Here is a 10850-nt window from a genome sequence, read left to right as displayed (position 1 = left end):
ATCCGCGTATGGAAGGCATTATGCCGTCCACCAAAGGTAGCCTCTGATTTATGACAAGTGGTAAACAAACAGTCGCCGTTATCGATTACGGCATGGGCAATTTGCACTCGGTGGCCAGCGCCCTGAGCCACGTAGCGCCCGAGCAAAATGTCGTGGTGACATCCGATCCCGCCGTAGTAGCGGCAGCCGACCGCGTGGTATTCCCCGGTGTAGGCGCGATACGCGACTGCATGGCGGAAATCAAACGCCTCGGTTTCGACCAGCTCTTGCGCGACCAAATCGCCACCGGTAAACCGGTGCTGGGGATTTGTGTCGGCATGCAGGCGATGATGGAGCACAGCGAAGAAAACGGCGGTGTGGATTGCATCGACATTTTGGGCGGAAATGTGCGCTTCTTCGGCGAAAACTATCATGATGCGGCAGGAAATCACCTGAAAGTGCCGCATATGGGTTGGAATCAGGTGCATCATAATGACCATCCTCTTTGGGCTGGTATCGCGCAAGACAGCCGTTTCTATTTCGTGCACAGTTTTTACATTTTGGCCGAAGATGCCAACCAGGTTGCCGCAACTTGCGACTATGGCTTGCCATTCCATGCCGCCTTGGCGCGCGATAACCTGTTTGCCGTGCAATTCCATCCGGAAAAGAGCCATACCGCTGGATTACAGTTGTTGAAGAATTTTTTACAGTGGGATGGCAAGGCCTGATTATCAATGCCTAATTAAGAGGCCTGATCGTTGATCGGGTCTTTTCAGGTTCGTAGCAGGTTCACAGGTTGTTGCAACAAGGATTTATGCAGGAGCTTGAAATGATGTCATTCGCCCGTCCTCTTCCTCGCCTCTTTCTGCTGATTTGCCTCGGTTTTAGTTGGCAATTTTCCCTGGCTGATGCTCACTCCCATGGGCTGGTAGTAGAAAACCAGTTTATCGAAAGTACGCCGGAAGCAGAGGGTGTTCCTTCGTCTGCAATACGCAAGTTCGTTGATCGGCTCGAAAAAAACTCTCCCTCCGCACACAGCTTTGTATTGCTTCGCCATGGTAAAAAAATTGCTGAAGCCTGGTGGGCACCCTATCGGAAACAGGAAGTTCACCAGATTTGGTCGATGAGTAAAAGTGTTACCTCGGCGGCCATAGGTTTTGCCGTGGCGGAAAAGCGCCTTGGTATTTATGACCCGGTGATCAAGTTTTTTCCGGATGATCTTCCCTCGCAACCGAGTGAGCATCTGAAAAACCTGCGAGTGAAGGATTTGCTGACTATGAGTACCGGTCAGGAGCAGGACCCGTTTGAAGCGATGTTTATGGCGACAGATCCCGGTCTGGCGCGCATATTCTTCGCGCAACCATTTGATCACAAGCCCGGCACCTTGTTTGTGTATAACTCGGGGGCAACCTACATGCTCTCGGCGATTATCCAGAAGGTAACCGGTCAAAAACTGGTGGATTACCTAAGGCCGCGTTTGTTCGAGCCGCTGGGTATCTATCAACACCCTTGGGAGCAAAGTCGGGACGGCATTACTTACGGTGGTTTTGGCCTTTATCTCACTACGGAAGATATCGCCAAGTTTGGCCAGCTTTATTTGAACCAGGGTGCATGGAATGGCAAGCAATTGTTACCAGCAGAATGGATTGCCATGTCGGCGGCCAAGCAGGTATCCAATGGCAGCAATCCTGAGGGTTTTTGGGATCAAGGGTATGGTTTTCAGTTCTGGCGCAACGTTGGTTATGGCTACAGGGCTGACGGGGCCTTCGGGCAATTCTGTTTTATCCTGCCTGAATACGATCTGGTATTGGCAGTCACCAGCGGCAGCCAGGATATGAGGATAACCCTCGATAGTGTTTGGCAGGAGCTTATCCCGCAACTGCAAGCCGGAACCTTAGCTGCTGCACCAGCAGAAAACGCCCGTCTGCGTAAACAGTTGTCGCAGTTGGTTCTGCCTGTTGCCGAGGGTAAGCGCAGCTCCGCTCTGGCTAAATTATGGTCGGGTAAACGTATTGCATTTGACTCCAATGAGCTTGGCATTAGCTCTGCGGTAATTGAATTTGGCTCTACGGCAACGCAGATTACCTTCAATCGCGATGATCTGTCGGCCAGGTTAGAAGCTGGTTATCAGCATTGGGTTGATTCTGAGTTTGCATTCGATGAGTACTTTCACCCCAACGTATTTGCTGTAGCCAATAATGTGGCCAGCAGCGCAGCCTGGGTTCATAAAAACCATTTCGTCGTGAAGATGGTTTGTCGCCATACCCATCACACACTCACGCTTAACTTTCGTTTTTCGGGCGACAAGGTGATTGTTGATGGTGAGCGCGACCTGGATTTCGGTGAGCGCAAGCTTCCTGTCCTAACAGGTAAGCGCACTCCATAGTATTGTATTTGCGTAGCAATCGACCGCCAGCCAGCACTCATCTATAATGCCGCCCCTCGGTTTTACCTGAAGACGGCACCCTTTGTGCCTTATCTTTTGTCAGCTGCACTATGAGACTTTGCAATGCTAATTATCCCCGCTATTGATTTAAAAGACGGACAATGTGTGCGTTTGCGCCAGGGTTTGATGGACGATTCGACGGTTTTCTCCGATGATCCCGTCGCAATGGCTGCACAATGGGTGCAACAAGGTTGCCGCCGTTTGCACCTGGTTGATCTCAACGGCGCTTTTGAAGGCAAGCCGGTCAATGGTGGCGTGGTGACAGCTATCGCCAAAGCCTATCCCAAGCTGCCGATCCAGATTGGCGGTGGTATCCGCAGTGCGGAAACCATCGAGTATTACCTGAACGCCGGTGTTGAGTACGTGATTATCGGCACCAAAGCGGTGAAAGAGCCGCAATTTGTGACCGATATGTGCAAGCAATTTCCTGGTCACATTATTGTTGGTCTAGATGCCAAAGACGGCTGGGTTGCCACGGATGGTTGGGCAGAAGTATCCAACGTACAGGCGAGCGAGTTGGCGAAGCGCTTTGAGCAAGACGGCGTGAGCAGCATCGTTTATACCGACATTGCCCGCGACGGCATGATGCAAGGTGTAAATGTGCAGGCGACTGTCGCTATGGCGCAGGCCTCCAGTATTCCGGTTATCGCCTCCGGCGGCGTTACCAATATGGACGATATCCGTGCGCTCAAAGCAGAAGCCCATCACGGGATTTGCGGAGCCATCACCGGCCGCGCAATCTATGAAGGCACACTGACCATGGCCGAAGCGCAGGCTTACTGCGACGCAAATTAATCGGAACTGTTTATGGCTCTCGCAAAACGCATAATTCCCTGCCTTGATGTCGATAACGGTCGCGTGGTGAAAGGGGTGCAATTCCTGGATATCCGCGATGCGGGTGATCCGGTGGAAATTGCCAAGCGCTACAACCAGGAAGGCGCGGACGAGATTACCTTTCTCGATATCACCGCGACCCATGAAGGGCGCGACACTACTGTGCATACGGTAGAGAAAATCGCCAGCGAGGTGTTTATCCCGCTCACGGTTGGCGGTGGTATTCGTACCGTGGATGACATCCGTACCATGCTTAACGCTGGCGCGGATAAAGTCGGGATTAACTCGGCGGCGGTGTTTAATCCGGATTTCGTGAAGGCTGCTTCAGATCGCTTTGGTGCGCAGTGCATAGTGGTGGCGATTGATGCGAAAAAAGTGAGCCTTGCGGGCGAAGAGCCACGCTGGGAGATCTTCACCCACGGCGGCCGTAAACCTACCGGCATCAATGCGGTGGAGTGGGCGATCCGTATGGCGGAATACGGCGCGGGCGAAATCCTGCTGACCAGTATGGATGGCGACGGCACCAAAAAAGGTTATGACCTGGGCGTCACCCGCGCGATCAGCGATGCGGTGCCAGTACCGGTGATTGCTTCCGGTGGTGTGGGGAATTTGCAGCATTTGGTTGATGGTGTGACAGAAGGCCGCGCTGATGCGGTGTTAGCGGCGAGTATCTTCCACTTCCGCGAGTACACGGTGCCGCAAGCCAAAGAGTTTATGCGCAGTCAGGGCATTGAGGTGCGGTTGTAAGCTCGGTTTTACGACCAACAAAAAAGGGCGCTCATAGAGCGCCCTTCTTGTATCCGGCCCAAAGCGGGCTTTAGGCCGCGCGATACTGTTTAAGCATGTCCGACACTTTTGGTTCGGAGGCCTGAATAAAATCAATGAATTCTGCGACGCCCGTTTCTGCGTCATCGCGGCTATCAAACGGGCCTATATCCACGCCTTCGCGGGTGGTGTAGTACCAGTAGCCATCTTTTTGTAGGTAGCGACCGTGACGTGAAGGAACTGAACCCTGCTCGCCTGCTCTGTTTGATGTAGCCATGTTAACTCCTCACTATTGTTCCCGATTCATCGGATCCCTGTTTGGGTTGATCAAATATCACCCTCGCAGATTATAGACAGCAAAAAGAAGTGGCGGCTAGATTTAGTTGGTCTTTGGACGCGAAATGTTAATAACCAAAACATCATTTTTTAACATTTCTATGCTCAATCCCTGCAGCCACCAGTAATTGGTCGACCGCGAAGGGGTCAATTGGTGCCCATACTTGTGGCCAAAGACCCATGGGTGGAGCAAGGCAAATATCGTTTTTGTGACGGACTTTACGCTTTGCTGTTTGCGGCGGCGCCTTAATCATCAGCTGCGAAGCCTTCACCAACTGCACATCAAACTGGTCCAGTAGAGGCTGTAATTGCTCAAGTTCAGCGAGAGTTTCCGGGTAGGGATGGCCGATGGCGATAGCAGTGCCCTGCTTGCTCGCCTGCTTGAGCGCGCGCAATAACTGGAACTGGATATTGGCGCGGGTGCGTTCATCGTCGAGAAACACATCGCGTCGGCGACTCGGCAGCTGGATCTGCTCCGCCATGATCAGTGCCTGCGTCTGGGCGCTGGTGCGGCTATCGACGAAATACAATTGCCGCTGCTTCAGCTCCTCCATCAACCAGCCCATCGGCTCGGCCTGCTCGGTCAATAAGCTGCCCATATGGTTGTTGACGCCTTTTACGTAGGGGATGTTGGCCAGATTGCGGCGCAATACTGCGAGAAACTCACTGCGCTCCATGCCCATCACCAAACCGCCGCGCCCAAGAGGATAGTTGTGGCGATTGCTCATAGGCGCATGCAGCATGATTTCCTTGCCGCGTTTGTGGGCGCGCTCGGCCAGTTCAACACCGTGGGGAGTGAAGGGTAAAACCGCGAGGGTGAAATCGCCGGTTAAATCGGCACTGCGTTTGCCGAGTACGAGGTTGTAGCCAATATCATCGATTATGATTGCCAGCCGGCCTTGCGCCAGCGCGGGCTGGCTAATTGCAAGACTGGCAGCGAGCAGAAGGGCGATGCCGGAGGCGATTAAGCTGGCGCGATTCCCTCTCGGCACGGGTGGTTATTCGGCGGAAGGGCGTTCGGGTTGGACGACAATATTCGGCGCAATACCGGGTTGCTCGACATGGTCATGGGCTGCAACCGGCGCGCGCTGGATAAAAATATTCAGCCCCTTAAGCAGGTTCAATGCCTCGTGAAGCTGGTTGTCCTCTTTGAGCAGATCGGCGCTGCTGGTGCGCTTGCTGGCACGATCCTTACTGGTGCTTTCCTGACCGCCTTTGGCATTACCCAGATGGCGCGCCAAGTCAGCTTCGGTGGTATTTGTACCCGGTTGGATATCGCCTACTTTTACCCGCTCGACACTGACATCCGGCTCAATGCCCTGTGCCTGGATCGAACGGCCGTTGGGGGTGTAGTAAAGCGCGGTGGTAAGTTTGATCGCACGGTCGTTACTGATCGGGATTACCGACTGCACCGAGCCTTTACCAAAACTGCGCGTGCCCATAATGACTGCGCGCTGATGGTCTTGCAGGGCGCCCGCAACGATTTCCGATGCCGATGCCGAACCGTCATTGATCAATACCACCAGCGGTAAACCGCCGGTCAGGTCGCCCGCTTCGGCGTTGTAACTGATGTTGCTGTTATCGAGGCGACCCTGGGTGTAAACCACTTGTCCGCCGTCGAGGAAGGCATCGACCACTTCAACCGAGGACTGCAATACGCCGCCGGGGTTGTTGCGCAAGTCGAGAATAATACCTTTGGTTTTGGCCGACTTTTTCAATTGCTCGCGCAGTTTTTGCGCCACGTCTTTGCCGGTATCCAATTGGAATTGGGCGATGCGGATATACAGGTAATCATCATCCAGCATACGCGTGCGCACGCTCTGTACTTTGATGATGTCGCGCAACAAATTGAATTCCAGCGGTTGGTCGGTTCCTTCGCGCGCAATGGTCAATTTGATCGGGCTGTTTTTGGGGCCGCGCATCAAATTGATCGCTTTGTTCAGGTCCATGCCTTTAATTGGTTTGTCGTCGATGCGGGTCACCACATCGCCCGACATGATTCCGGCTTTGGCGGAGGGGCTGTCGTCGATAGGGGTGATGACTTTGATGTAGCCTTCATCGATGCTGACTTCGATACCCACGCCGCCAAATTCGCCTGAGGTGCTGGATTGCAGTTCGGCGAAGGCTTCTTTATCGAGATAAGCGGAGTGCGGATCGAGCTCGGCGATCATGCCTTTGATGGCATATTCGAGCAGTTTGGCATCGTCGATTTGATCGACATAGCCGTTGCGGACGTGATCGTACACGCGGGTGAAGGTGCGCAGTTCTTCCAGCGGCAACAAACCGGCATCGGGGCCGGTCACTTTGGGTCCGTCTGCAAAACAGCTTGCCGATACCAACATACTTAAGAGCGTGGCGGGCGCGACAATTTTGTTAACCAAACTGGCCTTGAATCCGGGGGTAAAAGCAGCGCGAAACATAACGTCTCCGACGATCGCAACAATTATTACAACAAGTATGACCACAATGATGGCAACAGCGAGTGCAGCAAACTAACAACGACTGAAATGTAAATGCATGAGCGGTGCCAAGCAAGTGTAACCGCAGCGCGCGCACACTAAGGCAAACCGTTTAAAAATGACAGATGCTATACAAAATAATTCCGGCGCTAGCGCAGATCACTGCTGATTAGCCAAAATTATCCGCGTGCAAGCCATGTGCCCGGGTCGATAGGTTTGCCGTTGTGGCGAATTTCAAAGTACAAACCGGTACTGGCCTGCCCGCCCGAATTGCCGACATTGGCAATAGCTTCACCAGCAGTCACCGGCTCGCCGGCTTTTTTCAACAGATTCTGGTTGTGTGCATAGAGGCTTAAATAGCCTTCGCCGTGATCCACAATCACCAGCAAACCGTGGCCGCCAAAATAATCGGCAAACACTACCCGGCCGTGGTGAACAGCAACCACTTTATTGCCCATGGGTGCTGAAATATAAGCACCGTTCCAGTTCATCTGTCCGGCAATTCTGGCGCTACCGAAACGATGGATCATGCTGCCCTGGGTTGGCCAGGGCAAGCGACCTTTGCGCAGGGAAAATTTTTCGCCGCCTTTGGGAAGGGGAACATAGCTGGGGGAATTAACCGCGCCGGTGGTGGCGACACTTTTGGTGACGCGCTCCAACAATGCCTGCAGGCGACGGCGGTCTTCGCTGAGTTGGTTGAGTTCCTGATTTTTACTTTTCAGGTCCTGATTTACTTTGGTGAGCGCTTGCTGGCGTTCGCCGTGGATGGTTTTCAATTGCGCGCGCTGGGCATCCAATTCCGCTTGCATGCCGCCTAACTCAAGAGTTTTTTTTTCTATTTCCGGCGTGAGCGCATCGATACGGGTGATGGTATCCAGATAAGTTTGCATTTTGCCCGCATGCGCTTCCATAAAATAACTGTGGTATTTCATGATGCGCGATACTTTATCCGGCGCTTCCTGATTCAATAACACTTTAACTTCGCTCTGCTCGCCCAACTTGTGTGCGGCGCGCATCTGCTCGGCAATTTGTGCCTGCTGGTTTTTGCGCGCCTGTTCGAGTTGGCTGCGCTCATTTTTCAGTTGGTTTAATTCGTTGTTTTGCTGCTTGAGTTCTTTGTTGATCTCATCAGCTTTTTTTTGCAGTTCGTTAATTTGCGTTTCGGATTTTTCCAAATCTTTTTGCAAATCCGAACGTGTGCCCTGCACTTTTTTTAATTCTTTTTGCAGCGCTTCAATTTCTTTTTGCAACTTTGCCATATCCGCTTTTTCATCGGCGAATCCATGGCCAGGCATAACCAGCAAGGCGCAGAGCAAACTGTTGAATGCGATGGTTTTGGAAAATGCAAAAAAACGAATCATGTTTTTTGTTATCTGAATGGGATTGTTTGGCACTGACAATCGGGGTGGAAGCTTTGTTCCACCCCGATCTTTTCCGCTGGTTGGATTAGCCCAGGGTAATCAGGTTTTTACCGGTCATTTCTGCGGGCTGTGGAATGCCCATCAGATACAACATGGTCGGTGCTACATCCGCAAGTGAACCGCCGGATGCCAATGCACCTTTGCGCGCGCTGATGAAAATAAACGGCACAGGCAGAGTGGAGTGTTGGGTGTGTGGCTGACCGGTTTCTTCGTCGAACATTTCTTCTACGTTGCCGTGGTCAGCAGTGACCAGCGCTTCGCCGCCTACTTTTTCCACTGCCGCAAGCACGCGGCCGAGACACACATCAATCGCTTCTACCGCTTTGATTGCCGCTTCCATCAAACCTGAGTGACCGACCATATCGCAGTTGGCGTAGTTACAAATGATCGCGTCGTATTTGCCGGACTCAATCGCCGCAACCAATTTATCGGTCACTTCCGGCGCGCTCATTTCCGGTTGCAAATCGTAGGTTGCCACTTGTGGTGACGGCACCAGAATACGGTCTTCGCCCGGATAAACAACTTCGTTGCCGCCGTTAAAGAAGAAAGTCACGTGCGCGTATTTTTCAGTTTCTGCGATACGCAATTGGGTTTTGCCCAAGCCGGAAAGATATTCACCAAATGAATTTGCGAGGCTCTCAGGTGGATAGGCGATAGGCGCTTTGATGCTGGAGGCGTATTCGGTGGTTTGCACAAAATGCGCAATTGCCGGATGAGTGTCGCCGCGATCAAAACCGTCGAACGGCTCATCGATCAATGCGCGGGTAATTTCGCGTGCGCGATCAGGACGGAAGTTCATGAAAATAACTGAGTCGCCATCATTGATGGTCGCAACTTCTTCATCTTCACCGCAGATCACGGTCGCTTTTACGAATTCATCGTTTTCGCCGCGCTCGTAAGCTGCTTTCAAACCATCGACGGCGGTAAGCGCGTCGAATTCAGAATCGCCGGTCACCATCACATCGTAAGCCGCTTTTACGCGATCCCAACGGTTGTCGCGGTCCAGAGCAAAGTAGCGGCCGATAATAGAAGCTACGCGGCCAGTGCCCAATTCTTTAAACAGGTCTTCTGCTTGTTGCAGTGATGATTCCGCGCTGCGCGGTGGTGTATCGCGGCCGTCGAGGAACGCGTGCAGGTAAACGTTTTTGGCTCCGCGTTGCACTGCCATTTTGATCATTGCGTACATGTGATCCTGATGCGCGTGCACGCCGCCTTCGGACAACAAGCCGAGGATGTGTACGGATTTGTCATTGGCGATAGCGCTGTCGATCGCTTTCACGTATTCGGGGTTGGTAAAAAAATCGCCGTCGCTGATGGATTTATTGATGCGGGTAAAATTTTGGTAAACCACGCGGCCAGCGCCGATGGTGGTGTGGCCAACTTCAGAGTTGCCCATCTGGCCATCTGGCAAGCCAACGGCCATACCCGAGGTATCGATCAAGGTATTGGCGCAGGTTTTCCAGAGATTGTCATACACTGGAGTGTTTGCGGCGTAGACAGCATTGTATTTGGTTTTTTCCGAATAGCCGTAACCATCGAGAATCAGCAGAACTACAGGTTTTTTCGCGCTCATAAATCGCTTCCAATGTCGGATGAACATGAATCGGTCGATTCCGGGAGCCGCTTGTGACAGCTTCAGTATGCAACCTTGGGGTAATGCCTCGGGCTTGCGCCCGCGAATGACTTGCATTCTAGCGGGTTGAGCGCCGTAACTCTATGTCAAAGAGGCTTTAAGCCTGTGCAATTCTGGCTATAGCCGCGATAAAGCCGCGCCAATTTGGCCGATGCAATCGTGTATACTCCCGCGCCTTATCGCCTGCACCGGCAAAGTTTGCGATGGCCTGCATTGAAATTCACTCTGCGTGCCCCCACTCTTTTCCCACTGACACAAATCGGGCGGTTTTTTACCATTCATCGCAAATATTCAAGAAGGCAATTACCGTGGATTTTTTCGCTTTTGTTTCCCAGGAATGGCTCCTGGTTACCATCCTGATCGTGTTGATTTACGTTTATGTATGGCGCGACCGCATTAAAAGTGGCCGTCCGGTTACTCCGCATGAAGTGACTCGTTTGGTGAATGAAGGCAATGCAGTATTGGTCGACCTGCGCGATAGCGCGGAGTTCAAAGCGGGCCACATTGTGGGCGCATTGAATATTCCCTACGCGAAGTTGAGTAAAGAAACGACCGAAGTGATTGCGTACAAAGACAAAACCATCATCCTGATCGACAAGCTTGGTCAACATGCTGGCACTGTCGGGCGCTTCCTCGGCAAAGAAGGTTTTAATGTTCGCCGTTTAGGCGGTGGCATTGCCGAGTGGCAGGCGCAAAATCTGCCGCTGGTGAAAGGCAAGTAATTAATAGTCTTAAATTTTGGAGTTTGTTATGGCTCGCGTGTTGATGTACACCACTGCAGTTTGTCCTTTTTGCGTTAATGCCAAGAAGCTGTTGGCGCAAAAGGGTGTTGCTGTGGAAGAGATTCGCGTCGATAGCCAACCGCAATTGCGTCAGGAAATGATGACCAAAAGCGGGCAGCGCACAGTTCCGCAGATCTGGATCGGCGACACCCATGTCGGCGGTTTTACCGATCTCTGGGCGCTGGATAAAGCGGG

The 10850-nt window shown here is 52.5% G+C and carries 11 protein-coding genes; 6 read left to right on the top strand and 5 right to left on the bottom strand.

The window, feature by feature from the left end; all coding sequences use genetic code 11:
• Positions 1-50: 50 nt before the first annotated feature.
• From hisH to hisF, 4 genes are all read left to right on the top strand, one after another.
• Positions 51-707 (top strand): imidazole glycerol phosphate synthase subunit HisH, encoded by a 657-nt coding sequence (hisH, locus tag AAGC78_RS21400; RefSeq protein WP_435786141.1) that lies wholly within the window; start codon positions 51-53, stop codon positions 705-707.
• Positions 708-808: 101 nt separating this feature from the next.
• Positions 809-2365, top strand: coding sequence for a serine hydrolase domain-containing protein (locus tag AAGC78_RS21395; protein WP_435786140.1), 1557 nt, complete (start codon positions 809-811; stop codon positions 2363-2365).
• A 123-nt stretch (positions 2366-2488) separates the two neighbouring features.
• Positions 2489-3220, top strand: coding sequence for a 1-(5-phosphoribosyl)-5-[(5-phosphoribosylamino)methylideneamino]imidazole-4-carboxamide isomerase (gene hisA / locus AAGC78_RS21390; protein WP_435786139.1), 732 nt, complete (start codon positions 2489-2491; stop codon positions 3218-3220).
• 12 nt (positions 3221-3232) lie between these two features.
• On the top strand, positions 3233-4006 hold the full coding sequence (gene hisF / locus AAGC78_RS21385; RefSeq protein ID WP_435786138.1) for an imidazole glycerol phosphate synthase subunit HisF: 774 nt from the start codon (positions 3233-3235) through the stop codon (positions 4004-4006).
• Positions 4007-4076: 70 nt separating this feature from the next.
• Here hisF and AAGC78_RS21380 read toward each other — a convergent pair whose 3' ends face one another.
• From AAGC78_RS21380 to gpmI, 5 genes are all read right to left on the bottom strand, one after another.
• On the bottom strand, positions 4077-4301 hold the full coding sequence (locus tag AAGC78_RS21380; protein WP_435786137.1) for a DUF6316 family protein: 225 nt from the start codon (positions 4299-4301) through the stop codon (positions 4077-4079).
• A gap of 142 nt (positions 4302-4443) precedes the next feature.
• The gene (locus tag AAGC78_RS21375; protein ID WP_435786136.1) at positions 4444-5352 is read right to left on the bottom strand and encodes a divergent polysaccharide deacetylase family protein; all 909 of its coding nucleotides are present in this window, start codon (positions 5350-5352) and stop codon (positions 4444-4446) included.
• A 6-nt stretch (positions 5353-5358) separates the two neighbouring features.
• Positions 5359-6702, bottom strand: a complete 1344-nt coding sequence (locus AAGC78_RS21370) for a S41 family peptidase (RefSeq protein ID WP_435786142.1) — start codon at positions 6700-6702, stop codon at positions 5359-5361.
• Between the two features lie 296 nt (positions 6703-6998).
• A complete protein-coding gene (locus AAGC78_RS21365; RefSeq protein WP_435786135.1) occupies positions 6999-8180 on the bottom strand; it encodes a murein hydrolase activator EnvC family protein in 1182 nt (393 codons plus the stop codon).
• Between the two features lie 85 nt (positions 8181-8265).
• Positions 8266-9813 carry a 2,3-bisphosphoglycerate-independent phosphoglycerate mutase gene (gene gpmI, locus AAGC78_RS21360; RefSeq protein WP_435786134.1) on the bottom strand — a complete coding sequence of 516 codons (1548 nt, stop codon included), beginning with the start codon at positions 9811-9813 and terminating at the stop codon, positions 8266-8268.
• A gap of 368 nt (positions 9814-10181) precedes the next feature.
• Between gpmI and AAGC78_RS21355 the strand changes: the two genes are divergently transcribed.
• Positions 10182-10595, top strand: a complete 414-nt coding sequence (locus AAGC78_RS21355; protein ID WP_435786133.1) for a rhodanese-like domain-containing protein — start codon at positions 10182-10184, stop codon at positions 10593-10595.
• A gap of 28 nt (positions 10596-10623) precedes the next feature.
• Positions 10624-10850, top strand: a 227-nt coding sequence (grxC, locus tag AAGC78_RS21350; RefSeq protein ID WP_435786132.1) for a glutaredoxin 3, incomplete at its 3' end; no start/stop codon positions are given.

The sequence above is a fragment of the Cellvibrio sp. genome, from assembly GCF_039207905.1.
GTDB lineage: Bacteria > Pseudomonadota > Gammaproteobacteria > Pseudomonadales > Cellvibrionaceae > Cellvibrio.
The sequence above is the reverse complement of the archived record's forward strand: the minus strand, read 5'-3'. Positions and strand labels throughout refer to the sequence as shown.

Excerpts from the sequence above, each read along its gene's own strand:
- hisH (WP_435786141.1), top strand. The coding sequence starts at position 51 with ATGACAAGTGGTAAACAAACAGTCGCCGTTATCGATTACGGCATGGGC.
- AAGC78_RS21395 (WP_435786140.1), top strand. The coding sequence starts at position 809 with ATGATGTCATTCGCCCGTCCTCTTCCTCGCCTCTTTCTGCTGATTTGC.
- hisA (WP_435786139.1), top strand. The coding sequence starts at position 2,489 with ATGCTAATTATCCCCGCTATTGATTTAAAAGACGGACAATGTGTGCGT.
- hisF (WP_435786138.1), top strand. The coding sequence starts at position 3,233 with ATGGCTCTCGCAAAACGCATAATTCCCTGCCTTGATGTCGATAACGGT.
- AAGC78_RS21380 (WP_435786137.1), bottom strand. The coding sequence starts at position 4,301 with ATGGCTACATCAAACAGAGCAGGCGAGCAGGGTTCAGTTCCTTCACGT.
- AAGC78_RS21370 (WP_435786142.1), bottom strand. The coding sequence starts at position 6,702 with ATGTTGGTATCGGCAAGCTGTTTTGCAGACGGACCCAAAGTGACCGGC.
- AAGC78_RS21365 (WP_435786135.1), bottom strand. The coding sequence starts at position 8,180 with ATGATTCGTTTTTTTGCATTTTCCAAAACCATCGCATTCAACAGTTTG.
- gpmI (WP_435786134.1), bottom strand. The coding sequence starts at position 9,813 with ATGAGCGCGAAAAAACCTGTAGTTCTGCTGATTCTCGATGGTTACGGC.